This window comes from Streptomyces sp. NPDC086549 (genome assembly GCF_044746205.1).
Taxonomy (GTDB): Bacteria; Actinomycetota; Actinomycetes; order Streptomycetales; family Streptomycetaceae; genus Streptomyces.
The window spans coordinates 288,892-312,738 of the sequence record NZ_JBIVBS010000003.1 but is presented as its reverse complement, the minus strand read 5'-3'; the positions used below and the strand labels follow the sequence as shown (position 1 = coordinate 312,738).

The following is a 23,847-nucleotide window of genomic DNA, read 5'->3' as shown; positions in this document are numbered from 1 at the left end:
GTCACCGGACTTGCTGCGTCGAATTCAGCGTGGCATAACGGCCCTGGTAATAGAGCAGGGGGCGTATGTGCGGGTGGACGCCGAGGTTGTGCACCGCCGCGACGACGACCGTGTGGTCGCCGCCGTCGTATTCGGCGTGCAGCGTGCAGTCCAGCCACGCGACGGTGCCCCTCAGCCGGGGCGCGCCCAATGGCGTGGTGTCCCAGTCCACCCCGGCGAACTTGTCGGTGCCGGAACGGGCCATTTGTGTGCTGAGCTCCTGATGCTGCTCAGCAAGAATGTTGATGCAGAAGGTGCCGATCCGCCGGATCCTGGGCCAGCTCTTCGAGGTGCGGGCCGCGCTGAGAAGCACCAGCGGAGGGTCCAGCGACAAGGAGCTGAACGACTGGCAGGTCAACCCGTGCGGCCCGTCGGGTCCTAGCGCGGCCACGACGACGACGCCCGAACAGAAGCTTCCCAGGACTTTGCGGAACAGTGCGGTGTCGAGTGCGTCCGTGAGAGCCGGCGTATGCGCGTCCAATGACTGCGGTCACGCCGGGAGCGAGTCGGCCGGGGTGACGCGTCCGGTGGAGCGCCAGAATGCCCAGCCGCACAGGAACTCGATGGGCAGTCCGTTCGCGCCCAGGACCGAGCACACATGGGTCCGGTGGTCGTTGCCGTGCTGAATCGCCTCCAGCAGCACGAGCGGTCGCGCGCCGGTCACGGCAGGCCAGGGGTCTCGGGCCGGCAGCGTCACATCGAGGGTCTCCCCCTGCGCGAGCACCTTGCGCCAGCGCTCGGCCTGTCGGTTCCAGACCGCGAGCAGCTCCTCCAGGGTGAAGGTGTCGTCCTCGGTCACCGAGACCTCGGCCCGCTCTCCCGTCAGTCGCTCAAGGAGTCGCTGGTCCTCCGCGATGATGTGAGTGATCGTCGGAACGATCGCACCGTAAGTACCCGGCATGGAAAGAGCAAGCTGTTCCGGCGTCAGTGTCTGGCAGTGCTCAATGAGGGTCCGAGTTGCCCATATGTGATGTTCGAAAATGATCTCAAGGTCGCTCACGGCAGGCATGTTAGGGAACTCGACTCACCTGGGCAACTGTTCTGCTTGTCCTGTCGCCATCGTCAAGTACAGGCGTTCCAGGATCAGTTCGGTTCATCCAGTGCGCGACCCCCCGCCTGTTAGGCTCCCGTCGCGGCGAGTTTGTCAATATCAGTCGGACGCTTTCCAGCAAGTTCGAATTAGGGGATACCATGCTGCGCCGCATTTTGTTGTTCGCATCACGCCATGACCGCGTGCGTACCTTCCTGCAGACGTTGCCCGCATCACGCGCAATTGTCGAACGCTTCATCGCCGGGGAGGCGGCGGCGGATGCCGTCGCCGCCGGCTCGGCCCTTGTGGCGGGACGGCTCAGTGTCACCTACAACTTCCTCGGCGAGTACGCCGACGATCCCCAGCAGATCGTACGGACGCGAGATGCCTTCGTGGCGTTCGCCCGGCTCCTGGAGGACGGCGGTCTCGGCAGTGCGGTCAGTGAACTCTCCCTCAAGCTCTCGGCGTTGGGACAGCTGCTTGGCGCTGACGGCCCCGCCCGGGCCCTGGATCACGCGCGACACATCTGCGCCGCCGCGAGCGAGGCGGGCGTGCTGGTCACCCTCGACATGGAGGACCACACCAGCACCGACTCCACGCTGGACATAGCGCGCGAGCTGCGCCGGGACTTCCCCCTCACCGGCGTGGCGATCCAGGCCGCCCTGCGGCGCAGCCCGGCCGACTGCGCTGACCTTCAGCGCGCGGGCGCCCGGGTGCGGCTGGTCAAGGGCGCCTACCGCGAGCCTGACTCGGTGGCCCTGCAGCGGCGGTCGGACGTCGACCGGGCATACGTCCGCTGTCTGCGCACCCTCTTCGCGGGCGACGCCCATCCCCTGGTCGCGACACACGACCCCCGTTTGATCAGCATCAGCGCGGAGTTGGCGCGACGTCATGGACGGGACGCGACCGGGTTCGAACACCAGATGCTGTTCGGGGTGCGCAGCGACGAACAGCGGCGACTGGCCGCGGCGGGCAACACCGTGCGGGTCTACCTGCCGTTCGGACCGGAGTGGTACGGCTACTTCACCCGACGGCTTGCCGAGCGCCCGGCCAACACCCTGTTCTTCCTGCGCGCCTTGACGCAGTCCGGTTGAGCGCCGCCCTCGCCCGGACGCGCGTGAGAGGCAGACGGCACTCCGCGGAACGTATCGGCCCGGATGATGTTTCCGGTGGCGTCCTTGACGGTCCGAATGTTCCGCACGGTCGAAGCGTGGCGCCGGGGTGATTCCAGATCGACGGCGCCGTCCTGGAACGGCGTCACGAGCGGCAGGCATACGCCGTTCATTTCGTTCACCCGTCAGCCTCCGCCGCCTGCCCCAAGAGTCGAAATTCGACCAACACCTGGGAAGCGCGATCAGGTCGCCGAGAGGGCGACGCCATCACCGGGCAGTGCGGCGGAAGTGCACGTCGACACTGCTCGCTGGAGGGGGGAGGCGCATGTCCCGCCGGCGGGACATCTCCCGGCGCAGATCCTCAGTCTTGCACCGCCGGAAGGACGTCAGTTAGCGTTCCGGCCCACTTGACGTTTTCGGGTCTCCAAAAGGGACAGTTCATGAAACCGCGGATCGGAATCACAGCACGATTCCGCACAGCAATTCAGAGCCACTGCATTCATCAGGGTTACATCGATCACGTGGTCCGGGCAGGCGGGATACCGGTCGTCATTCCGTGCGTCGACGAGAGCCTTTGCGAACCATTCCTGTCATCGATCGACGGGCTCCTCCTGACAGGGGGCGAGGACATCGATCCCGACTACTGCGAGGGCACCACGCGACAGATCGGGTACCAGTACCACCCGAGCCGTGACGCGTTCGAACTCCGTCTCGCCAAGGCGGCACTCGCAGCGGGCCTTCCCACACTCGGAATCTGCCGCGGATGCCAGATTCTGTACAGCGCGACGGGCAACCCACTAATAGGGAACATTCCAGACATCAATAGCGGTATCGTCGCCCATCGGACGTCGATCTCCGAGACGTCGCAGCATCGCGTCACCCTCTCCGAGGGCAGCAAGGTCGCCCTCGCGCACGGCGAGCGCCGCGTCGACGTCACCTCGTATCACCATCAGGGCCTGGGCGACCAGCGGGCGAACGATACCCGGTGGCAGGTGACAGCCCGTTCGGACGACTCCCTCGCCGAGGCGATAGAGCAGGCGGGGCGGGCATGGGCCGTGGGTGTCCTCTGGCACCCGGAACTTCCCGTGAGCGACACCGACGACTTCATCGACCCTCTGATCTCCGCCTTCGTGTCGGCAGCGGGTATGCGCTGATGTTCGACATCCGACCTCTCGGCCCGGCGGATCTCGGGCTCGTCCTGGACATGCAAGAGCGCATCAGTTCCTCCCTGATGGAAAAGGACATCTTCCAGACCAGTACACCTGAATTCATCTCGTACTGCCTGGCCGACGGCGGTCGCTGCTACGGCGTCTCGTACGGACGGGAGACCGTCGCCTACCGGATGGTCTATTTTCCACGCGACCGCGAATTCAACCTGTCGCGGGACACATCGCTTCCGCCCTCGGAGTACCGTCACGTCGGGCACTGGGACACCATCGCCGTTCTTCCCGAATGGCGGGGGCACGGACTGGCACGGCTCATGAACGCCAGAGCCCTGGCCGACCTGGCAGGTACGGACATCCGGCACCTGTTCGCAACCAGCTCACCGAAGAATCCACATGGCGTCAGGTCACTGATCGAGGCCGGATTTCGCCCCGTCGATCTCGTCCGGAAGTTCGGCGGCAAACTCCGATTTCTCTTCTATCGCCCGTCTCCAGGTGGATGGGCAGCGGCGTCCGGCGGCGGGACGGAGGCGTCCGTCCCTCTTTCTTCCACCGATGAACTGGAACGCGCGTTCCAGGACGGATGGACCGGAATCCGCGTCGCCCACGACGAGCGGGGAGTCGCGCACCTCCGGATGAAGCGCCAGCCACTGCCTTTCAGTGACGGTCAGCCCTGAATCACATCCGCACATCTCGCAGAGAAAGCCCACTGCGTTGAAGATATTGATCTCCATAGCGAATCCCGATCTGGCGGGTTCGGATTTTCTGCGCTCCGAAAACGTCGTACACATGCCCTCCCTGGATTCCGCGTCGACCGAGGAGTTGCTCAGCGCGCTCCTCGCCCACCGAGCGCACGCGCTGATCACGTCCAGGCGGCCCGGCGACTCCCTCCTCCGGCGATGGTCGGAGGGAATCCACGGAACCAAGGTCGTCTCGTATGTGAGCGGCGCCCCGGATGCGTCCGTTCAACCCGACATCCTCGAGTTCACGCAGGACGACGGCGGCCTCGCGTCGATCGCCGCGGCGCTGCGCCACTGCGAGCGGCGGTTCACCCTGGAACGGGCGGCCGCGGCCCGGGCGGCCTCGGCCGTCGCGGACAGCCGCGAGGTCGTCCTGATCGGGGCCGGCATCGTCAATCTGATGACGGCGCTGTACCTGTGCGAGGACGGCTACCGCGTGACGGTCGTCGACCGGTCACCCGCCCCGGGCAACGGCCACTGGAGCCGGTACGGCTGCACTCATGCCGGTGACGACGCGCGCATGTTCACCTTCACCGAGATGGACAGCTACAACAACCGGGACTTCTTCGGCAGCGCTCCGGACTACTTCCGGTCCGCGGTCGAGGACAACGGCTGGCTCGCCATCGGTGACCGGACGCTGTCCGACGAGGAGCGGTCCTGGATCGACGAGTTCGAACGCGTCCCGTCCTGGCTCGCCGGCGCCTACAACGAGGACATCTTCGCGTTCACCGCCGAGGCGTTCGACGAGTGGACGGATCTGCGGGGCAAGCTTCCCGAGCTGTTCGAGGACGTCGTCTTTGCCGAGGGCATCCTGCGTCTCTACAGCGACCCCGGTCACTACGAGGACGCGCTCGCCCGGCACCACGCCCTCGGTGTCGTCTCCCGTGAGCTGACACCGACAGAGCTGGCGAACGAGTTCCCGGCGCTGGCCCGTCCCCTCGACGCGGGGACACTCGTCGGCGGGTTCCTCGTCCCCGGATTCACCGTGGGCGTCCACAAGTTCTCACGCCGGATCACCTCCTTCCTCGAGGCCCGCGGTGTCGTCTTCCACTGGGACACTCCCGTGCTCGGTGTCCGGCGCGACAGCTCGGGAACGGTCACCGGATTCGACTGCGCCGTCCCGATCCCCAAGGACGCGCATGTCGTCGCGTCTCCCGGCGTCGACGGCGGTGCGCTGCTCGAAGGCTCCCCCTGCGAAGGCAGGATCCACGGCGTGCTCGGGGGGTGGATGCGAGTCAGCAACGCCACGGCGGGGCTCACGCATTCACTCAAGGTCGGCCGCAGAGGGCATGTGACCGAGGACGCCAACGTGACCGTCGCGGTGGACGGAGACGGTCGGCAGACGCTGATCGTCGGGTCCGGCTACGGCTACACCGGAGCCACCTCGGATCCCGACGGCGATCAGCTCAGCGCCATCAGGCTCGGCATCGTCGACACCGTCGAACAGCTCTTCCCCGGCCGGGCCGCGTTGCAGGCGTCGTCCCGGCCAGTGGACAACTACGACTTCAAGTACTGCGTCCGGCCCTGGACCGCGACGTCACTCGGTCTCTACCACGCCGAGACGACCGCACACGACCGCCTCTTCGTCATCAACGGCGGCCACAACACCGGCGGCTTCGCGCAGTCGCCGGCGATCGCCCGTGCCGTACTCGCTTCGCTCGGCGGACGATCCCACGCCATGCACGCGCTCTACCATCCCGAACGCCTCACCGCGTTCGTGACGGACCCGCCGTCGACTGCCGCCGTAACGACGGATTCGGCCGCTTCCACCATCTGACCGCCGCCGACACGAGCCTGGAGGCAACGCACGGTGCTCCCGCACGAAGAAGGTACCCCTCCCCTGGACCCCTCGGACTGGGAGGAGTTCAGGGCGCTGGGCAAGCGCATCGTCGACGACATGGCCGACCACCTCGCCGGCATCCGTGACCGGCCGGTGTGGCAACCGGTTCCCGACGCCGTCCGGACGTCGTTCGATGCCGCTCTCCCCCGGACCGGCGCGCCGATGCAGGAGGTGTACGAAGAGTTCCGCGAGACGGTTCTGCCGTACCCGCGGGGCAACATCCATCCGCGCTTCTGGGGATGGGCGAACGGCTCCGGCGTACCCGTCGCGGCATACGCCGACCTCCTCGCCTCGGTCATCAACTGCACGCTCGGCTCCGGCGAGAACGCCGCCATGATGGTCGAGCAGCAGGTCATCGAGTGGATGAAGCAGGCCATGCACTGGCCCGCCGCCGGCTCGGGCATCCTGACGAGCGGTGCGTCGATGGGGCAGATCATCGCCCTCGCCGCCGCCCGCGAGGCGAAGAGCGGGACGGCGGACATCCGCGGCCTCGGCGCCATCGGCGGCGGACCGCAGTTCACCGTCTACGGCTCCACGGAGACGCACCACTCCGTCGAGAAGGCGGTCGAACTGCTCGGGATCGGCCGACGTCACTTCCGGCAGATCCCCGTCGACGCGGACTTCAGGATCGACGTCGACGCGCTGCGAAGCGCCATCCGGCAGGACCGCGAGGCCGGGCTGCGCCCGCTGTGTCTGGTGGGGAACGCCGGCACGGTCAACACCGGCGCCGTCGACCCCCTAGACGAGCTGCTCCACATCGCTCGCGAGGAGGACCTCTGGTTCCACGTCGACGGGGCTTTCGGTGCCTTCGCGCAACTGGTACCGGCCTGCCGGCCGTTGTTGGCCGGCATGAACGAGGCCGACTCGCTCGTCTTCGATCTGCACAAGTGGCTGTACATGCCGTTCGACGTCAGCTGTGTGCTCGTGCGGCGCTCCGGCACGCTCGAGAGCGCATTCAGTTCCAGCGCGGACTACATCAGCAGCACGGCGCAAGGCCCCTCTTCGTACCCTGTCGCCTTCTCCGACCGCGGAGTCGAGCAGTCCAGGCGGTTCCGGGCGCTCAAAGTGTGGTTCGCCCTGAAGACCCACGGCGCCGACTCCTTCGCCGACACGATCGCGGGCAACATCGAGCAGATCGCGCATGTGACGAAACTGGCCGACAGCTCCGACAGGCTCGAGGTCGTCTCCCGCAGCGACCTCAACATCGTGTGCTTCCGCTACGTCCGGCCGGGTGCCACGCTGGACCAACTCAACCAGGTCAACCGGAGCATTCTGTCGCGGCTGCAGGTGGAAGGGCTGGCCATGCCGTCCCATACGGTGCTGGACGGCAGGTTCGTCCTTCGTGTCGCCAACAACAACCACAGGTCGACCCGGTCCGACTTCGACTTCCTCGTCGAGCAGGTCCTGTCGATCGGCGACGAACTTCTCGTGTCGTCGCGGTGACGGCGCACGGACGGAGCGAAGGACCCGAGGAATGGGGGCAGTACATGGAGCGACCGGGCCACGGGACCGTCCGGCAGCAGGACATGGCGGTGCCAGGCACGGAGACCTCCACCGGTCCCCGTGCCGAACCGGCGGGAGAAGCGGCACCGGGGAGTCGGCGACGGCCTGCCACACCGGCACTCGTCGGGGTGTCGGCCGCGCTCGTGGCGACGGCTCTGTGGGGGTTCACGTTCCTGGGCCCCGCCGCCGTCCGCCCTGTGAACATCTACTACCTCGTCCTGGGCAGGTACACGGTCTTCGGGCTCGTGTCCATGGCCGTTCTGGCATCCCGTCGGGACAAACTGCGAGATCTCGGTATCCGAAATATCGCATTGGCCCTACATCTTGGCATTGTGGGGTATATCGGCTTCTATCTCCTGCTGTCCATGTCCGCGGCCATCGGCGGGGGCGTCCTTGCGTCGACCATGACGGGGCTCATCCCGGTCATGGTCTCGCTGGCTTCCAACTTGATCGAGAAGGTCCTGCGATGGCGCAACTGCGCGCTCCCCATCGCCGTCATCTCGGTCGGTCTGTTCCTGGTGAACGGCGGCGTGAGCGCCTTCGGCCCCCATGGCGACGGGCGGGACCGGCTCGTCGGAGCCGCGCTCGGCTTCGCCGCGTGTCTGGCATGGTCCTACTTCGTCATCGCCAACCGGATCATCCTGAAGCGGGCGGACTCCGTCGTCGACAACACCACCTGGACCGCCTGCATCGGATTCGGGGCGTTCTGCGGCTCACTGGTCCTGCTGCCGCTGGCCGAGTCCGCCGAGGGCACGTCCCCGTTCGCCGGTGTCGGCACCTTGTTGCCGTTCCTGGGATGGTGCACGGCACTGGCGGTCCTGGGGTCCTGGTGCGCCACGTGGTTCTGGAACATCGCGTCGAAGCGGCTTCCATCGACGATCATGGGGCCGATCATCGGGATGGAAGCCGTGTTCGGAGCGTTCTTCTACCTGTTGTGGGAGGGACGTGCGCCCAAGCCGGGGGAATTCTGGGGCTGTTCGCTGGTGATCGGCGGTGTCTTCCTCTGTTTTTACGTCTTCGACAGGGCGCGCGTGCCGGAATCCCGCGCAAAGTGAAGTGAGACGGGACAGCGGACTCGCCCGCTCCCAGAACTGCCGCGGGTTACAGCCACCCCTTGCTGCAAGCCTTGACTCCTGCCTGAAACCGGTTCTCCGCACCCAGTTTGTTCATGAGCGTCACCAGGTTCCGGCGGAACGTACGTATCGAGACGCCGATTTCGCGTGCGATCGACGTGTCCCTCACCCCCGCCGACATCAGCCGCAGTATGGCCTGTTCCTGCGGAGTGGGGCCGTCTTCCAGGTCATGAGCGAGCTCGTCGAGCGGGGTGGCCACCGCCCACCAGTGTTCGAGCACCTGCCGGCCGATGCCCGCCATGAGAGCCGGGCGCAGGACGGTCAGGCCGTCATCCCCGGATGCCGAGAACATGGCCAGAGTGTCACTCACGACCACCCGGAAGGGGACCGATCCCAGGAGTCGAATCTGTACTCCGAGCGCGGCGAGGTTGCGCAGATGCTTGGCACCGTTCGGCGACTTGGAGAAGGACTCCGCGTAGATGCTCCGCACCGTCACGCCCCGCGCGCGTGCGTACCGCGTACGTTCGAGCTCCTCGGCGAGTGCCGCGCCCGTCACCACCGGGCCCGGATGCATGCTCATGATCTCGTTGACGGCGACGGCCGCCGCGTCGAGCAGCGCCTCGGCGATCTCCGCCGGGTCGGTGAGGAACTCCACGGCGTACGCCGCGACGCGGTGCTGCCAGCCGTTTTCGGGCCTGGCGGGATTACGGCCGAGGGAGTCGCCGAGCTCGTCGAACTCCTCGGCCATGTCGCGCAGAGCCGTGGTGGTCCGCTCGATCAGCCGGCGCATCGCGGCCTCCTGCCCCAGCGCCGTGGACGGGTTCAGGCCCGAGGCCGACAGGTTCGGCCCGGCCTCCGACTCCCCGCACCGGCAAAGCCGGTGCTCCGAGCCGCCTTCTCCGGCCCACGCCGGAACATCCCAACCATCTCGCGACTGCATCGAACCCTCCCTCGCACGGCGGCGCACAACTTACCAAGATCACCAATGAGCTTGACAGCAACATTTGTTGTGTGACCACCGCCGATCCTGACGATTTTCGGCCATTCGGTTTCACCCCGCCTGTCCGGTAGTCCGGGTGGCACCCGGCGGCCAGGCCGATTTGTGACAGTTGAACGGCCTAGACCGCGGCTCGAACGCGATGTCACACTTCCCTGCGATCAGAGAATCGGGGGATTCGTCGACATGACTCGCGGCCTGTTTACAAGGCAGTGCTCAGTGTGGGGCCACCGCGTCGACCGGCGTCCGGGGCTGGGCGAAGTGCCGCCCCCCGACGCCACGTACGCCTCCCGCGGCCCGCAGGTCCCACCCACGCCATCGCGGACGGCCGCCTCGCGGGCGAACAGAAAGAACCGGCCACCCGGCGGGGCGAACTGGCCTCCCGTCAGACCCTGTTCCCGCACCTGACCCTGCATACGGCACCGATGCGCCCGTCCGTGGGCCCCAGGACTCCGGCGGGCGCGGAATGACGCGCGTAGAGGGCCGCCGGGCAACGACGCAGCCCTTTGATCGATCCATCACACGGGGAGTAATGATCAGCATGGGGAAGTCTCTCAGCACAACCAAACTCGGCAATTCCTCCACGTCCCCTCTCGACGGATCCGTCCTCACCCGTCGCACCGGTCTCTGCCTTCCACAGGACTTCTCGCTGGCGGAATGGAAACGCTTCGGCAGGCACCTCTTCTTGATATCGGACTCGTCGTGTTGGTGGCTCGGTGACTGGCTCATCTACGGCCAGGAAAAGTACCCCGACAGGTACCGGCAGGCGATGAAGGAGACGGGTCTCGACTACAAGACCCTGCGGAATTACTCATGGATCGCCAGGCGGTTCCCCACGACCGAGCGGCATGCGAAGGTCAGCTTCCAGCACCACGCGGAGGTGGCCTCACTGGAGCCCTCGGAACGCCGGATGTGGCTGGAGCGTGCCGCACAGGAGGAGTGGTCCCGGAACACACTCCGTCAGCAGCTGCGGAAGGCGTTGTCCCCTCCGGCCGACGAGCGGGAACGGCAGGAGGAGGTCCGCCTCCAGGTCCGGACCACCACCGAGCGGGAGAACCTGTGGGCGAACGCCGCGGAGCGCGACGGCCGTGATCTGGCCGAGTGGATCATCATAAACCTCGACCGGGCAGCGGGTCTGGAGTCCGTCCAGGGCGGGTGATCCGGAAGCGCCGAGGGTAACGGAGTTCCCCGACGCGCACGGCCCGAGTGGCGCAGGGGCGCGCACACCGAGAAGCCGCCCTCCGCGCGCGGGGCGGCGTGCAAGGTGCCGCCCAGGGCCGTCACGCGTTCCCGCATGCCCGCGAGTCCGGTTCCCGGTACCGGCGGGCCGGCCGGGTCGCGGTCCTTGCCGTCGTCGTCCACGCGTACCGTCAGCTCCCGCTCCCCATCGTCGAGTCCGGCCCGGACCCGGGCCGGGCCGGCGTGCCGTGCCGCGTTGGTGAGGGCCTCGGTGAGGACCCTCGGTGTTGCGTTCCCTACATTTCCTATCGATTTACTGGGAAAGTGTTGACGGCCCGCCAACAGGTGCGCAGCATGAGACACATGCCCCACACACAGCAGCGACTCGTTCGTCGTCGGCATGTCGACTTTGGTCACGTCGTCAGCGCCGCCTGCTGTCGCGCGTAGGGCACGCGGCCCACACGTCGCGCATGCCGCTCCACTCCTTCTCTCCACATCCCAGGCGATCAGGCCGAGCCACCCCACCGCGCCCGATGCCCCGACGCACTTCTGAAGGACGACCGCCATGACCACGGCACTTCCGGCCCAGGCCGCCCCATCGGGTACGCCGCTCCCCGACGTCCGCCGTCTCCGCCTCGTGGACGACGCCGCGCAGGACGGCGACGAGGGACACCGTTCCACTCCCCTCGTCGGCTACCTCATGCTCGTCCCCGAAGGCATCGATCCCGCCCAGCTCTTCGCCAAGGACGTGACACGGCCGGAGATCCGGCCGGTCGCCTACACGGACTCGCCTCCCGTGCGGCAGCCGGCAGGCGACGCCGTCCGCGTCGATCCCACGCGCCATGTCGCGGAGCTGGACGGACATGAACTCGACCTCACCTACCTGGAGTTCGGGCTGCTGGCCCATCTCGTCCGGCACCCCCACCAGGTGCACTCGCGCGAGCAGCTGATGGTCGCCATCTGGGGCTACGACCACATCGGTGACGGCCGCACCGTGGATGTCCACATCGCGCGCCTGCGCCGCAAGCTGGGCGCGGCTCACCGGCACCGGATCGTCACCGTACGACGCGTGGGTTACAAGTACGCACCCTGAGCGCGCCGTTGACCTCGAGGAGACCGCTTCCATGGCCGTTGCCCCTGCGCTGTCCGACCCCACTTCGCCGCCCGACCGGATCGAATCCGGCCGTGAACACTGGCTGCGCGTGGCCCGCGAGACGGCGGACGACCTGGCCACGGACGCGGTGGCCAGAGAGCAGGCCGGCAAGGTCCCGTTCGACGAGGTCTCCCGGCTCCGTGAGGCGGGACTGCTGACGCTCCTCGTGCCGGCCGAGCTCGGGGGAGGCGGCGCCGACTGGCCCACGGTCTGCTCCGTGGTCCGGGAGGTCGCCGCGGCCGACGGCGCGATCGGTCAGCTGCTCGGCTGTCACTACTTCCTCTCATGGAGCGCCCGGTTCCTCACCGAGCCCGCTCTCGCCGCCCGGATCGAGCAGCAGTCCGCGGCGGAAGGGTGGTGCTGGGGTGGTGGTTTCGCCGGCCAGGAACCGTCTCTGACGCTGACCCGGACCAGCGGCGGCCATGTGCTCGACGGCCGGCAGAGCTACGCCACCGGGGTCCTGGTCGCCGACCGCCTCGCCGTGCGGGCCGTTCGGACCGACACCGGCGAACCGCTCGCCGTCGTCGTCGATCCCGCCCGGCACGGCGTGCGGATCGACGGCGACGCCGACACCTTCGGCCAGCGGCTCGCGGCCGGCGGGAGCGTGGAGTTCGACGCCGTACCGGTCGCCGCCGACGACGTACTCGGTTCCCTGTCCGCGGACGAGGACGTCCTGTCGCCCCTGGCCGGTCTGGTGTCGCCGGTCGGGCGGCTCCTCTCCGTCCAGCTCCGTCTCGGCATGGCCCAGGGAGTGCTCGCCGAAACCCGTGAGTACAGCCGGGCGGGTCACTCGCCCTGGCACCCCGCCTGGCCGGTCGGCTCTCCCCAGGACCCGCATGTGCTGACCGTCTACGGGGAACTCACCCTCCTCACCCGCTCCGCGTCGGCGCTCGCCGATCAGGCACTGGAAGCCGTGCACGGCGGGCTGGCACGCGGCGAAGAGCTCAGCTACGACGAGTACGCGGAGATCTCCGTTCTCGTGGCCGTGGCCGAAGCCGCCGCCTCCCGGGCCGCGCAGGAGTCCACCAGCCGCGCCCTCGACATCATCGGCGCCCGCTCCGCCTCCTCACGGCTGGGCTTGGACCGCTTCTGGCGCAACGCCCGGACCCACTCCCTGCACGAGCCCGTCGCGCCCCGGCTCCGCGATGTCGGCGACTACTTCCTCAACGGGGCGCACCCCCCGTTCGTCCTGCCCATCTGATGGCAGGCCGAAGCCCTACGGGACAATGAGCACATGAGGATCTCAGCCAGGGCCGACTACGCGGTACGTGCCGCGCTGCAGCTCGCCGCGGCACGGGACGACGGGCCGCTGAAGGCCGAGGCCATCGCCGACGCCCAGGCCATCCCGCACAAATTCCTCGAAAGCATCCTGAACGACATGCGCCGGGGCGGTCTCGTCCTCAGCCGGCGCGGCGGCAACGGCGGCTACCGGCTGGCCAGGCCCGCCGAGTCCATCAGCATCGCCGACGTCATCCGCATCGTGGACGGGCCGCTGGTCTCGGTGCGCGGGGTCCGCCCGCCGGAGCTGTGCTACACCGGCCCCGCCGAGTCGCTGCTCCCCCTGTGGATCGCACTGCGGTCCAACGTGCGCGAGATCCTCGACGGCGTGTCGCTCGCCGATGTCGCATCCGCCCAACTACCCACCGAAGTGTCCGCATTGACCGACACCCCGGGCGCCTGGGTGAACCCCTGACATTCCGGACCATTCCACCTCTGATCTCGAAATTCGAGATGGGGACGTCCATCATGCGAACACCCTCTTGGGGTGGACGCAGCCTTCTGCCACGATCCCTATCAGCCAGGTGGGAAAACTAGGGAACTTCGAGGTGTGGCCATGCGAATGCTCGACCGCACCGTCCGGTTGCAGCCCCTCCTGACCTCACGTCGCCACATCGACTTCGGCCGTACGTCCAGCGCCATCTGTCGGTCCGTCTGAGACCTCCGCAGAACCTGCCAACCGGGACACCCTTCGGCTGACGGCGACCGCGCAACCTCCTGACCGCGTGCCGCGAGCGCAACACCACTTCCCCCACGACCCGCTCCTCGGCCCGAGGCGGCATTCCCGCCGCCGAGCGCCGGCGAGCGGAGTACTGGTGCGTGCCCATGGGCCCCACTCCTCGCTCTTCCGTACCTCCCTGATCACCCATTCCTGAGAGGACACCTCCGTGTCTGCCGCAAGACCGCTCACCGCCCTGCGCACCATCGCCGTCATAGCCGCGCTTCCCCTCCTGCTGACCGCCTGCGGGTACGGATCCAAGTCCACCGACGACGACAGCAAGAAGACCGCGGCCGCGGCGGGCGCCAAGAAGCTCTCCGTCGACGAAGTGAAGATCGGCTACTTCCCCAACCTCACGCACGCCACCGCTCTCGTGGGCGTCCAGGAGGGCCTGTTCCAGAAGGAGCTCGGCGGCACCACGATCAAGCCCTCGACCTTCAACGCCGGCCCCTCCGAGATCGAGGCGCTGAACGCCGGGTCCATCGACATCGGCTGGATCGGTCCCTCCCCCGCCATCAACGGCTACACCAAGTCGGACGGCAAGAACCTGCGCATCATCGGCGGTTCGGCGTCGGGCGGTGTGAAGCTCGTCGTCAACCCGAAGAAGATCAAGTCCCTGAAGGACGTCAAGGGCAAGAAGATCGCCACGCCTCAGCTCGGCAACACGCAGGACGTGGCGTTCCTCAACTGGATCGCGGAGCAGGGCTGGAAGGTCGACGCGGAGAGCGGCAAGGGCGATGTCTCCGTCGTCCGCACCGACAACAAGATCACTCCGGACGCCTACAAGTCCGGTTCCATCGACGGGGCCTGGGTGCCGGAGCCGACCGCGTCCAAGCTGGTCGCCGAGGGCGGCAAGGTGCTGCTCGACGAGTCGACGCTGTGGCCCGACAAGAAGTTCGTGATCACGAACATCATCGTGTCGCAGAAGTTCCTGAAGGCGCACCCGGACGTCGTCGAGGCCGTGCTGCGCGGTTCGGTGAAGACCAATGAGTGGATCAACGCCAACCCGGACAAGGCGAAGGCGTCCGCCAACGCGGCGCTGAAGGAGCTGTCGGGCAAGGAGCTGCCCGCCGACGTCATCGACCCGGCCTGGAAGTCCGTCTCCTTCCTCGACGACCCGCTGGCCTCCACCCTCAACACCGAGGCGGAGCACGCGGTCAAGGCGGGCCTGCTGGAGAACCCCAGTCTGAAGGGCATCTACGACCTCGCACCGCTCAACAAGGTCCTCAAGGCCGAGGGCAAGGACGAGGTCGGCGACGCCGGTCTCGGCGTCAAGTAAGTCCGGATCCGAGAGTTCCCAGGAGGTGACGACCATGGCCACCACGATCGCCAAGGATGCCGTGGATGCCACGGTGGCGACGCACGCCGCCCGCATCGAGCACGTCTCGAAGTCCTTCGCCGGCCCCGCCGGGCAGCAGCTCGTGCTGGACGACATCACGCTCGATGTCGCACCCGGCGAGTTCGTCACCCTCCTGGGAGCCTCCGGCTGCGGCAAGTCCACCCTGCTCAACCTGGTCGCAGGGCTCGACCAGCCCACCGCCGGCACCATCGCAACCCACGGACGCCCCGCCCTGATGTTCCAGGAACACGCCCTGTTCCCCTGGCTGACCGCGGGCAAGAACATCGAACTCGCCCTGAAACTCCGCGGAGTCCCGAAGAACGAACGACGCGGCCGCGCCGAGGAGCTCCTCGAACTCGTACGACTGCAGGGCTCGTACGGCAAACGGGTGCACGAACTGTCCGGCGGTATGCGCCAGCGCGTGGCCATGGCCCGCGCGCTCGCCCAGGACAGCCAGCTGCTGCTGATGGACGAACCCTTCGCCGCACTCGACGCGATCACCCGCGACGTGCTGCACGACGAACTCACCCGCATCTGGGCCGAGACCGGACTGTCCGTCCTGTTCGTCACCCACAACGTGCGCGAAGCGGTCCGCCTCGCCCAGCGGGTCGTGCTGCTCTCCTCCCGCCCGGGCCGGGTGGCCCGCCAGTGGCAGGTGGACATCCCCCAGCCACGGCGCATCGAGGACGCGCCGGTCGCCGAACTGTCCCTCGAGATCACCGATGTACTGCGTGGGGAGATCCGCCGCCATGGCCAGCACTGACACCACGACCCCCACGGACGCGGGAAGCGTCGAGGCCGGCCTGGACGCCCTGGAGACCGCCACCACCGGCCGCACCCCGCTCCGCCAGACCTTCACCGGCAAAATCCTGCCACCACTCGTCGCCACCGCCGTCGTCCTGCTCGCATGGCAGGCCCTGATCTCCGTCAGGATCGTCGACGACCCCACCAAACTGCCCTCACCCACCGACGTCGGCAACGAGTTCAAGGACGCCTGGCTGGAAGGCAAACTGCTCGGCTACATCTGGACCAGCGTCTCCCGCGGCCTGCTCGGCTTCCTCTTCGCCCTCGCCATCGGCACCCCTCTCGGCCTGCTCGTCGCACGGGTCAAGTTCGTACGCGCCGCCATCGGCCCGGTCCTGTCCGGCCTGCAGTCACTGCCGTCGGTGGCCTGGGTGCCCCCCGCCGTGATCTGGCTGGGCCTGAACAACTCCATGATGTACGCCGTCATCCTCCTCGGCGCCGTCCCCTCCATCGCCAACGGCCTCGTCTCCGGCATCGACCAGGTACCACCACTGTTCCTACGAGCCGGCCGCACCATGGGCGCGACGGGTCTGAAGGGCGCCTGGCACATAGTCCTGCCCGCCGCGCTGCCCGGCTACCTCGCCGGCCTCAAGCAGGGCTGGGCCTTCTCCTGGCGCTCACTGATGGCCGCCGAGATCATCGCCTCCTCCCCCGACCTGGGCATCGGCCTGGGCGCACTGCTGGAGAACGGCCGCAACGCCAGCTCCATGTCCATGGTGTTCGAAGCCATCTTCCTCATCCTCTTCGTCGGCATCGCCATCGACCTGCTCATCTTCAGCCCGCTGGAACGATGGGTCCTGCGCAGCCGCGGCCTGCTGGTCACCCGCTGAACCACCGGATCGCCATCGGCACCGGCCCGGCTCAGCGCATCAGTCACCGTCGCGCTTCCTCGGTCGTCGTCCGCTCCCTTCGCGTCACCCCTCGGCAGGGTGGGCCTGGGCCCGGCCGCGTCGTGTGACGTGGAAGTCGAACCCGAGGGTCCCGGGATCGAGGGCCGTCGCCCCGCCGTCGACGGTGAGCACCGAGCCGTTGACGTACGACGCCGCCGGGGACAGCAACCAGCAGATCACCTCGGCGATCTCACGCGGTTCACCCGGCCGCCCCATGGGCAGGAGCGCGGTCGCCTCCTCGTAGGCGGCGTCCACACCGCCGTCCCCGAGACCCGCCTCCTCGGCGAAACGCGCCATGCGCCGGTCGGCCATCTCGGTGCGTACCCAGCCAGGGCACACGATGTTGGCACGCACGCCCTGACGTCCGTAGTCGACGGCGACGGAGCGGCACAGCTGCAGCAGGGCCGCCTTGGACGTGGCGTACGGGGCGTTGCTCGTGCCGTTGCGCAGCGCGGACACCGAAGCGACGGCGACCACCGATCCGCCCGTCTCCAGCAGGTGCGGGAGCGCCGCGCGCAGGAGCATCAGCGGGCCGGTGAGGTTGGTGCGCATCACCTCGTCCCAGTCCCCCAACGACAGGTCGCCCACGGCTCCGCCGCGCCCGATAGCCGCGTTGAGGACCAGCCCGTCGAGACGTCCGTGCGCGGCCAGGGCCGTTCGGACGAGACCGTCGGCCGCCTCGGGATCACCCACGTCGGACGGATACGCCAAGGCCCCGGTCTCCGCTTCGAGGCGCCGCAGGGGCTCGCTGCGCCGGCCGGAGACGACCACGTGGTGACCTCCCTCGCGCAGCAGCCGGGCCGTGGCTTCCCCGATGCCGGTACCTCCGCCGGTCACGATGACAACTCGCTTGTCCTTCACTGCTCTTCAACGCCCTCCTCCGGGATCACGAAGCGCGTCCGAGCCTAGGACCCGGTGATCCGTCGCCGACGGCTTCGAGCCGGCACCGGGCCGGATTGTGGACGGTTTCGGCCGTACGCCCCTGAGGCACACAGCCCGTCAACAACACTCCACAGTTACCGCGCAGGCACGGAGCGAGTTTTCACTACCGCCTCACAGAGAGTCGTGTGACACTGGCGTCCCGTCCGCAGTGTGGACTCCTTCCGCCCCTCCCCCACGAGAAGTGCGCCCGTGCGTGATCTTCCTCTGCCGCTCGCTCTGACCGCGCGCCTGTCGCCGGTCGCCGTGCTCGCCACGGCCGGCTGGGCGCTGGCGTCCGGTCCGTTCGCCCCGGCACCGGCCGCCGAGCACCGGCCGAACCAGCAGGCGCCCAGCCAGTCGCCCACCGCGCCCTCGTCGAAGGCGGCGTCGAAGACGTACGCCTCCTCGCCCGCGCCCTGCGGCAGCGTGGCGGCGAAGACCATCACCTCCCTGGTGCCGGGCGCCAAGACGGCCGGCAAGGAGATACCGTCGACCGACACGAAGCTGCGCCGCACCTGCTCCTGGAACGCGCTCAAGGGGTACGACTACCGCTGGCTCGACGTCTCCTTCGAGATCACCGACTCTGAGGAAACCGCACAAAAGCAGTACAAGGATCGCATCGCGGAGAAAAGCGGCGGAGGGGACGTACCGGGCCTCGGCGACTCCGCCTACTCCGTGGTGAACGTGACCACGCAGGACAAGCAGCAGACGCGTGAGGGCGTGGTGATCGCCCGCGCCTCCAACGCCCTCGTCGTCGTCACGTACAACGGCAGTGACTTCGAGACGAAGAAGGCGCCCGGCGCGGACGTGATCAACAAGGGCGCCATCAAGGCCGCCAAGGACGCGGTGACGGCACTGGAGGGCGGCCGCACGAGCTGACCGCCCTCCACGCCGGACACTCCGCCCTCAGCCGGCGGCCTGCTCCTTCCGGCCGGTCAGCAGCATCAGCGCCAGGTACAGCGTGAGCGACGTGCCCAGGCCGACCGCCCAGCCGTAGTCGGCCAGGGAGGAGAGCGCCGGGATGGGTCTGCCGTCGATCAGCGGCTTGAAGCTGGCGCCGCCGACGGCGAGCACACCGCCGGTCAGGAAGGCCACGACCGCCCGCCAGTTCCAGCCGCCCGCGTACCAGTAGCGGCCGCCCGTGCGGTACAGGTCAGTGAGGTCGAGGCGGGTGCGGCGCAGGATCCAGTAGTCGGCGATGAGGATGCCCGCGACCGTGCCGAGCAGGCCGCCCACCAGGCCGAGCCAGGTGAAGATGTAGCCCTGCGGGTCGGAGTACAGCTTCCACGGGAAGATCAGCACGCCGAGGACACAGGTGGCGAGGGCGCCGGTGCGGAAACTGATCTTCCGGGGCGCGATGTTGGAGAAGTCGAACGCGGGCGAGACCAGGTTGGCCGCGATGTTCACGGACAGGGTCGCCACCAGCACCGTCACCAGCGCGTACAGCAGGCCCACCACGTTGTCGGTCTGGGCGGCCAGCTGTACGGGGTCCCAGATCGGCTTGCCGTACACCGCCTGCGAACCGGACGTGACCAGCACGGAGAGGAAGGCGAACAGGGTCATGGTGGTCGGCAGGCCGAGCGCCTGGCCCCACGTCTGGGCCTTCTGGCTCTTGCCGTAACGGGTGAAGTCGGGGATGTTCAGCGACAGCGTGGACCAGAAGCCGATCATGCCCATCAGGGACGGCCAGAACAGCTTCCAGAAGTCCTCGCCCCAGCCGAGCTTGGAGGGCTGGTCGAAGAGGGGGCCGAGGCCGCCCGCCTTGTTGCTCATCCAGACCAGCATCACGAACGCGCCGACGAGCACGAAGGGCGCCGCCCAGTTCTCGAAGCGGCGGATCGTGTCCATGCCCCGGTAGATGATCGCGACCTGGATCACCCAGAAGATCGCGAACGACAGCCACATGGTCCAGGCGTATCCGCCGATCCTGCCGGCGTCGGTCCAGCTGTCACCGATCAGCTTCCCGGCGAGGAAGTAGATCGCCTCGCCGCCGATCCAGGTCTGGATGCCGAACCAGCCGCACGCCACCAACGCCCGTACGACAGCGGGGAGGTTGGCGCCACGCACACCGAAGCTGGCGCGGGCGAAGACGGGGAAGGGGATGCCGTACTTGGGTCCCGCGTGCCCGGTGAGCAGCATCGGGACCAGCACGATCAGGTTGGCCAGGGCGATGGTGAACACGGCCTGCTTCCAGTCCATGCCCACGGCGATGAGCCCGGAGGCCAGCGTCCAGGAGGCCGTGTTGTGGGCCATGCCGACCCACAGCGCGGAGAAGTTGTACGTGGTCCAGGTGCGCTTCTCGACGGGGACCGGGAGCAGGTCCTCGTTCGCGTACGGACCATTCGGCGGCGGGGAGCCCGGGGTGAGCTCGACGCGCCCGTCGGTGAGGGTGACTTGGCCGGACAGTGGTATCGCCTCGGGAGCGGTGTCGGTCATGGGCAGGCCAATCGTGGTGAGGTGGGACGGGAAAGGCCGTGCGGGTGGCGCCGAGGGGGGTGGCGGCCCCCTCCCCGGGACGGCGGGAAGGGGGAGATCAACTGCCGGGCGGGGATCAGCCGTTGACGGCCGGGATGACCTGCGTCCCGTACGCGTCGATGGTGGCCTCCTGCGCGTCGTGCATGTCGTACACCGCGAACTGGTCGACACCCAGCTCACGCAGTGCGTTCAGTTTCTCGATGTGCTTCTGCGCGGATCCGATGACGCAGAAGCGGTCCACGATCTCGTCGGGCACGAACTCGGTGTCGGGGTTGTCGCTGCGTCCGTGGTGGGAGTAGTCGTAGCCCTGACGTGCCTTGATGTAGTCGGTGAGTTCGTCGGGGACCTGGGCGGAGTGCTCGCCGTACTTGGAGACCAGGTCGGCCACATGGTTGCCGACCATGCCGCCGAACCACCGGCACTGATCGCGCGCGTGGGCGAGCGCCTCGGGTGAGTCGTCCTCGGTGACGTAGGCCGGGGCGGCCACGCAGATCTTCACCTCGGATGGGTCGCGCCCGGCGGCTACGGCCGCGTCCTTGACGGCCTTCACCATGTACTCGGTGAGGTACAGGTCCGACAGCTGGAGGATGAACCCGTCGGCCTCCTCGCCGGTCATCTTCAGGGCCTTGGGCCCGTACGCGGCCATCCACACGGGGAGTTCGGCGCCCGGCCTGATCCACGGGAACCGGACCACGGTGCCGCCGAGGTCGGCCTCCTCGCCCCGGCCCAGCGCGCGGATGACCTTCATGGCCTCGCTGATCCGGGCCAGGGTGTTGGGCTTGCGGCCCGCGACCCGCATCGCCGAGTCACCACGGCCGATGCCGCAGACCGTGCGGTTGCCGAACATGTCGTTGAGGGTGGCGAAGGTGGAGGCGGTGACCTCCCAGGTACGGGTGCCCGGGTTGGTGACCATCGGGCCGACCGTCAGCTTCGTGGTGTTGGCGAGGATCTGGCTGTAGATCACGAACGGCTCCTGCCACAGCACGGCGGAGTCGAAGGTCCAGCCGTAGGTGAAGCCGTTGCGCTCGGCCCGCTTCATCAGGCTGATGACACGGGAGGCCGGCGGGTCGGTCTGCAGGACGAGTCCGAAGTCCATGGGCGCCCTTCCTAGGTGAGGTACTGACAGGTGGAGCGCGGGGTGTAGACGCCGTGACCGGCGTGTCCGGTGTACTCCCGCTCGGTGATGACGAGTTCGCCGCGCGAGAGCACGGTCTCCACCCGGCCGGTGACGCGCCTGCCCTCGTAGGCCGAGTAGTCGACGTTCATGTGGTGGGTCTCGGCGGACAGGACCTGCTCGGCGTGCGGGTCGTAGATGACGACGTCGGCGTCGGCGCCCGGGGCGATGGTGCCCTTCTTCGGGTACATGCCGAACATACGGGCCGGGGTGGCGCAGGCGATCTCGATCCAGCGGCGGCGGGAGATGTGCCCGTCGACGACGGCCTGGTGGAGCAGGTCCATGCGGTTCTCGACGCCCGGAAGGCCGTTGGGGATCTTGGAGAAGTCGCCGCGGCCGAGTTCCTTCTGGCCCACGAAGCAGAAGGGGCAGTGGTCGGTGGAGACCACCTGCAGGTCGTTGGTCCTGAGGCCCTTCCAGAGCTGGGCCTGGTGCTCCCTCGGCCGCAGCGGGGTGCTGCACACGTACTTGGCGCCCTCGAAGTCGGGCTCGGCCAGGTTGTCCGTCGACAGGAACAGGTACTGCGGGCAGGTCTCGCCGAAGACGTTCAGCCCCTCGTCGCGGGCCCGGGCCAGCTCGGCCACCGCCTCCATCGCCGAGACGTGGACGACGTACAGGGGCGCGCCGGCGACCTGGGCGAGCCTGATCGCGCGGTGGGTGGCCTCCGCCTCCAGGAGGGCCTTGCGCACCTCCCCGTGGTAGCGCGGGTCGGTCTCCCCCCGTGCCAGCGCCTGCTCGACCAGGACGTCGATCGCGATGCCGTTCTCCGCGTGCATCATGATCAGGCCGCCGTTCTCGGCGGAGCGCTGCATGGCGCGCAGGATCTGGCCGTCGTCGCTGTAGAAGACGCCGGGGTAGGCCATGAACTGCTTGAAGGAGGTGACGCCCTCCTCGACCAGGAGGTCCATCTCCTTGAGCGTCTCCTGGTTCACGTCGGAGACGATCATGTGGAAGCCGTAGTCGATCGCGCAGTTGCCCTCGGCCTTGGCGTGCCAGGTGTCGAGGCCCTCGCGCAGGGTGTGGCCGACGCTCTGCACGGCGAAGTCGACGATCGTGGTCGTGCCGCCCCAGGCGGCCGCCCGGGTGCCGGTCTCGAAGGTGTCGGAGGCGAAGGTGCCGCCGAACGGCAGCTCCATGTGGGTGTGGGCGTCGACGCCGCCCGGGATCACGTACTTCCCGGTGGCGTCGATGACCCGCTCGGCGGTGAAGGCCTCGGCGGCCGGGGTGCCGGAGGCGGCGAGGGCGGCGATACGGCCGTCCTCGATCAGGACGTCGGCGTGGATCTCGTCGGACGCGGTGATGACGAGACCGTCGCGGATGACGGTACGGCTCATACTCCCTCTCCTTAAACGGACGTTGCTGAAGGCTCCTGCTCGGGGCGCCGCCGAGCCCCGCGGGCCCGTTCCCGGTGTGCCGGGCCCGCGGGCTGCGGGCCTGCGGTCAGGGAGCGGTCAGCGGGCCGTACGCGTCCGGACGGCGGTCCCGGTAGAACTGCCAGCGGTCGCGGACCTCGCGGAGCTTGGCCAGGTCCAGGTCGCGGACTACGAGTTCGGTCTCCTTGTCGCTCGCCACCTCGCCGACGAACTGGGCCTCCGGGTCGACGAAGTAGCTCGTCCCGTAGAAGTCGTTGTCGCCCAGGTCCTCCACGCCGACCCGGTTGATCGCGCCCACGAAGTACTCGTTGGCGACGGCCGCCGCCGGCTGCTCCAGCTGCCACAGGTAGCGGGACAGGCCGCGTGAGGTGGCCGACGGGTTGAAGACGATCTCGGCGCCCGCGAGGCCCAGGGCACGCCAGCCCTCCGGGAAGTGGCGGTCGTAGCAGATGTAGACGCCGATCCGGCCGACGGCGGTCTCGAAGATCGGCCAACCGCTGTTCCCCGGGCGGAAGTAGAACTTCTCCCAGAAGCCGGGGACCTGCGGGATGTGGTGCTTGCGGTACTTGCCGAGGTACGAGCCGTCGGCGTCGATCACGGCCGCGGTGTTGTAGAGGACGCCGGGCTGTTCCTCCTCGTACATGGGCAGGACGAGGACGATGCCCAGTTCCCTGGCCAGGGCCTGGAAGCGTTTGACGATCGGGCCGTCGGGGATCTGCTCGGCGTACTCGTAGAAGGCCTTGTCCTGGACCTGGCAGAAGTACGGCCCGTAGAACAGCTCCTGGAAGCACAGGACCTGAGCACCCTGCGCGGCCGCGTCGCGGGCCGCCTGCTCGTGTACCTGGATCATCGATTCCTTGTCGCCGGTCCAGGCGGTCTGGAAGACGGCGGCACGGATCACTCTGCTCATCGGGACCTCCGGTCGCTCGGTGTTCTGGGGCGGGGGGCGGGGGGGGGGCCGCCGCGCCCCCCCGCGGGGGGCGCGGGGAGCCCCGCGGGGCCCCCCCCCCCCCACGCGTAACACCCCCCGGGCGCGGAGGGGCCCC

Annotated in this window: 22 protein-coding genes and 1 pseudogene; 14 read left to right on the top strand and 9 right to left on the bottom strand. The window is 68.3% G+C overall.

Features of this window, described 5'->3' with window-relative positions; genetic code table 11:
• Position 1: 1 nt before the first annotated feature.
• Positions 2-520: a flavin reductase family protein gene (locus ACIPSA_RS12385; RefSeq protein WP_402632533.1), complete on the bottom strand. Its 519-nt coding sequence runs from the start codon at positions 518-520 to the stop codon at positions 2-4.
• 9 nt (positions 521-529) lie between these two features.
• Positions 530-1,048, bottom strand: coding sequence for a DinB family protein (locus tag ACIPSA_RS12380; RefSeq protein WP_402632530.1), 519 nt, complete (start codon positions 1,046-1,048; stop codon positions 530-532).
• Between the two features lie 182 nt (positions 1,049-1,230).
• Between ACIPSA_RS12380 and ACIPSA_RS12375 the strand changes: the two genes are divergently transcribed.
• The 6 genes from ACIPSA_RS12375 to ACIPSA_RS12350 all read left to right on the top strand — a co-directional run bounded on the left by ACIPSA_RS12375 (position 1,231) and on the right by ACIPSA_RS12350 (position 8,482).
• Entirely contained in the window at positions 1,231-2,163 is a 933-nt protein-coding gene (locus ACIPSA_RS12375; RefSeq protein ID WP_402632528.1) for a proline dehydrogenase family protein, read from the top strand.
• Positions 2,164-2,621: 458 nt separating this feature from the next.
• Positions 2,622-3,335: a gamma-glutamyl-gamma-aminobutyrate hydrolase family protein gene (locus ACIPSA_RS12370; RefSeq protein ID WP_402632525.1), complete on the top strand. Its 714-nt coding sequence runs from the start codon at positions 2,622-2,624 to the stop codon at positions 3,333-3,335.
• Positions 3,335-4,021: a GNAT family N-acetyltransferase gene (locus tag ACIPSA_RS12365; protein ID WP_402632522.1), complete on the top strand. Its 687-nt coding sequence runs from the start codon at positions 3,335-3,337 to the stop codon at positions 4,019-4,021. Before ACIPSA_RS12370 ends, ACIPSA_RS12365 begins: the two co-directional genes overlap by 1 nt.
• 112 nt (positions 4,022-4,133) lie before the next feature.
• Positions 4,134-5,861: an NAD(P)/FAD-dependent oxidoreductase gene (locus tag ACIPSA_RS12360; RefSeq protein WP_402632519.1), complete on the top strand. Its 1,728-nt coding sequence runs from the start codon at positions 4,134-4,136 to the stop codon at positions 5,859-5,861.
• Positions 5,862-5,894: 33 nt separating this feature from the next.
• On the top strand, positions 5,895-7,367 hold the full coding sequence (locus ACIPSA_RS12355) for a pyridoxal phosphate-dependent decarboxylase family protein (protein WP_402632516.1): 1,473 nt from the start codon (positions 5,895-5,897) through the stop codon (positions 7,365-7,367).
• Positions 7,368-7,456: 89 nt separating this feature from the next.
• Positions 7,457-8,482, top strand: a complete 1,026-nt coding sequence (locus tag ACIPSA_RS12350; RefSeq protein ID WP_402633745.1) for a DMT family transporter — start codon at positions 7,457-7,459, stop codon at positions 8,480-8,482.
• Between the two features lie 46 nt (positions 8,483-8,528).
• Here ACIPSA_RS12350 and ACIPSA_RS12345 read toward each other — a convergent pair whose 3' ends face one another.
• Complete coding sequence (locus ACIPSA_RS12345; RefSeq protein WP_402632513.1) at positions 8,529-9,440, bottom strand: LuxR C-terminal-related transcriptional regulator; 912 nt, start codon at positions 9,438-9,440, stop codon at positions 8,529-8,531.
• Positions 9,441-10,038: 598 nt separating this feature from the next.
• Between ACIPSA_RS12345 and ACIPSA_RS12340 the strand changes: the two genes are divergently transcribed.
• Positions 10,039-10,656 carry an LmbU family transcriptional regulator gene (locus ACIPSA_RS12340; protein ID WP_402632510.1) on the top strand — a complete coding sequence of 206 codons (618 nt, stop codon included), beginning with the start codon at positions 10,039-10,041 and terminating at the stop codon, positions 10,654-10,656.
• A 74-nt stretch (positions 10,657-10,730) separates the two neighbouring features.
• Here ACIPSA_RS12340 and ACIPSA_RS12335 read toward each other — a convergent pair.
• Positions 10,731-11,078: pseudogene (locus ACIPSA_RS12335) on the bottom strand (ATP-binding protein); the annotation flags it as partial.
• A gap of 163 nt (positions 11,079-11,241) precedes the next feature.
• Here ACIPSA_RS12335 and ACIPSA_RS12330 point away from each other — a divergent pair.
• The 6 genes from ACIPSA_RS12330 to ACIPSA_RS12305 all read left to right on the top strand — a co-directional run bounded on the left by ACIPSA_RS12330 (position 11,242) and on the right by ACIPSA_RS12305 (position 16,798).
• Positions 11,242-11,769 (top strand): winged helix-turn-helix domain-containing protein, encoded by a 528-nt coding sequence (locus ACIPSA_RS12330; RefSeq protein ID WP_402632507.1) that lies wholly within the window; start codon positions 11,242-11,244, stop codon positions 11,767-11,769.
• A gap of 31 nt (positions 11,770-11,800) precedes the next feature.
• Complete coding sequence (locus ACIPSA_RS12325) at positions 11,801-13,030, top strand: acyl-CoA dehydrogenase family protein (RefSeq protein WP_402632504.1); 1,230 nt, start codon at positions 11,801-11,803, stop codon at positions 13,028-13,030.
• 33 nt (positions 13,031-13,063) lie between these two features.
• Positions 13,064-13,522 (top strand): RrF2 family transcriptional regulator, encoded by a 459-nt coding sequence (locus tag ACIPSA_RS12320; RefSeq protein WP_402632501.1) that lies wholly within the window; start codon positions 13,064-13,066, stop codon positions 13,520-13,522.
• Positions 13,523-13,994: 472 nt separating this feature from the next.
• Positions 13,995-15,104, top strand: coding sequence for an ABC transporter substrate-binding protein (locus ACIPSA_RS12315; protein WP_402632499.1), 1,110 nt, complete (start codon positions 13,995-13,997; stop codon positions 15,102-15,104).
• Positions 15,105-15,138: 34 nt separating this feature from the next.
• The gene (locus tag ACIPSA_RS12310; RefSeq protein WP_402632497.1) at positions 15,139-15,927 is read left to right on the top strand and encodes an ABC transporter ATP-binding protein; all 789 of its coding nucleotides are present in this window, start codon (positions 15,139-15,141) and stop codon (positions 15,925-15,927) included.
• A complete protein-coding gene (locus ACIPSA_RS12305) occupies positions 15,914-16,798 on the top strand; it encodes an ABC transporter permease (RefSeq protein ID WP_402632494.1) in 885 nt (294 codons plus the stop codon). Before ACIPSA_RS12310 ends, ACIPSA_RS12305 begins: the two co-directional genes overlap by 14 nt.
• Before the next feature lie 84 nt (positions 16,799-16,882).
• Here the strand turns inward: ACIPSA_RS12305 and ACIPSA_RS12300 are convergent, their stop codons facing one another.
• Positions 16,883-17,719, bottom strand: a complete 837-nt coding sequence (locus ACIPSA_RS12300; protein WP_402632491.1) for an SDR family NAD(P)-dependent oxidoreductase — start codon at positions 17,717-17,719, stop codon at positions 16,883-16,885.
• Between the two features lie 270 nt (positions 17,720-17,989).
• On the opposite strand from ACIPSA_RS12300, the gene ACIPSA_RS12295 reads away from it, so the two are divergent.
• Positions 17,990-18,658, top strand: a complete 669-nt coding sequence (locus ACIPSA_RS12295) for a hypothetical protein (protein ID WP_402632488.1) — start codon at positions 17,990-17,992, stop codon at positions 18,656-18,658.
• A gap of 27 nt (positions 18,659-18,685) precedes the next feature.
• On the opposite strand, the gene ACIPSA_RS12290 is transcribed toward ACIPSA_RS12295, so the two are convergent.
• The 4 genes from ACIPSA_RS12290 to ACIPSA_RS12275 form a co-directional block, all read right to left on the bottom strand.
• Entirely contained in the window at positions 18,686-20,215 is a 1,530-nt protein-coding gene (locus tag ACIPSA_RS12290) for an NCS1 family nucleobase:cation symporter-1 (protein ID WP_402632485.1), read from the bottom strand.
• A gap of 115 nt (positions 20,216-20,330) precedes the next feature.
• Entirely contained in the window at positions 20,331-21,350 is a 1,020-nt protein-coding gene (locus ACIPSA_RS12285; RefSeq protein ID WP_402632482.1) for a TIGR03842 family LLM class F420-dependent oxidoreductase, read from the bottom strand.
• Positions 21,351-21,361: 11 nt separating this feature from the next.
• A complete protein-coding gene (gene hydA / locus ACIPSA_RS12280; RefSeq protein ID WP_402632479.1) occupies positions 21,362-22,762 on the bottom strand; it encodes a dihydropyrimidinase in 1,401 nt (466 codons plus the stop codon).
• Positions 22,763-22,868: 106 nt separating this feature from the next.
• Positions 22,869-23,711, bottom strand: coding sequence for a nitrilase-related carbon-nitrogen hydrolase (locus ACIPSA_RS12275; RefSeq protein WP_402632476.1), 843 nt, complete (start codon positions 23,709-23,711; stop codon positions 22,869-22,871).
• Positions 23,712-23,847 lie beyond the last annotated feature (136 nt).

What these genes read in the sequence shown, in the direction of transcription:
- ACIPSA_RS12275 (WP_402632476.1), bottom strand. Translation starts at nt 23,711, where the DNA reads ATGAGCAGAGTGATCCGTGCCGCCGTCTTCCAGACCGCCTGGACCGGC.
- ACIPSA_RS12365 (WP_402632522.1), top strand. Translation starts at nt 3,335, where the DNA reads ATGTTCGACATCCGACCTCTCGGCCCGGCGGATCTCGGGCTCGTCCTG.
- hydA (WP_402632479.1), bottom strand. Translation starts at nt 22,762, where the DNA reads ATGAGCCGTACCGTCATCCGCGACGGTCTCGTCATCACCGCGTCCGAC.
- ACIPSA_RS12320 (WP_402632501.1), top strand. Translation starts at nt 13,064, where the DNA reads ATGAGGATCTCAGCCAGGGCCGACTACGCGGTACGTGCCGCGCTGCAG.
- ACIPSA_RS12375 (WP_402632528.1), top strand. Translation starts at nt 1,231, where the DNA reads ATGCTGCGCCGCATTTTGTTGTTCGCATCACGCCATGACCGCGTGCGT.
- ACIPSA_RS12325 (WP_402632504.1), top strand. Translation starts at nt 11,801, where the DNA reads ATGGCCGTTGCCCCTGCGCTGTCCGACCCCACTTCGCCGCCCGACCGG.
- ACIPSA_RS12370 (WP_402632525.1), top strand. Translation starts at nt 2,622, where the DNA reads ATGAAACCGCGGATCGGAATCACAGCACGATTCCGCACAGCAATTCAG.
- ACIPSA_RS12290 (WP_402632485.1), bottom strand. Translation starts at nt 20,215, where the DNA reads ATGACCGACACCGCTCCCGAGGCGATACCACTGTCCGGCCAAGTCACC.
- ACIPSA_RS12340 (WP_402632510.1), top strand. Translation starts at nt 10,039, where the DNA reads ATGGGGAAGTCTCTCAGCACAACCAAACTCGGCAATTCCTCCACGTCC.
- ACIPSA_RS12380 (WP_402632530.1), bottom strand. Translation starts at nt 1,048, where the DNA reads ATGCCTGCCGTGAGCGACCTTGAGATCATTTTCGAACATCACATATGG.
- ACIPSA_RS12360 (WP_402632519.1), top strand. Translation starts at nt 4,134, where the DNA reads ATGCCCTCCCTGGATTCCGCGTCGACCGAGGAGTTGCTCAGCGCGCTC.
- ACIPSA_RS12345 (WP_402632513.1), bottom strand. Translation starts at nt 9,440, where the DNA reads ATGCAGTCGCGAGATGGTTGGGATGTTCCGGCGTGGGCCGGAGAAGGC.
- ACIPSA_RS12305 (WP_402632494.1), top strand. Translation starts at nt 15,914, where the DNA reads ATGGCCAGCACTGACACCACGACCCCCACGGACGCGGGAAGCGTCGAG.
- ACIPSA_RS12285 (WP_402632482.1), bottom strand. Translation starts at nt 21,350, where the DNA reads ATGGACTTCGGACTCGTCCTGCAGACCGACCCGCCGGCCTCCCGTGTC.
- ACIPSA_RS12310 (WP_402632497.1), top strand. Translation starts at nt 15,139, where the DNA reads ATGGCCACCACGATCGCCAAGGATGCCGTGGATGCCACGGTGGCGACG.
- ACIPSA_RS12330 (WP_402632507.1), top strand. Translation starts at nt 11,242, where the DNA reads ATGACCACGGCACTTCCGGCCCAGGCCGCCCCATCGGGTACGCCGCTC.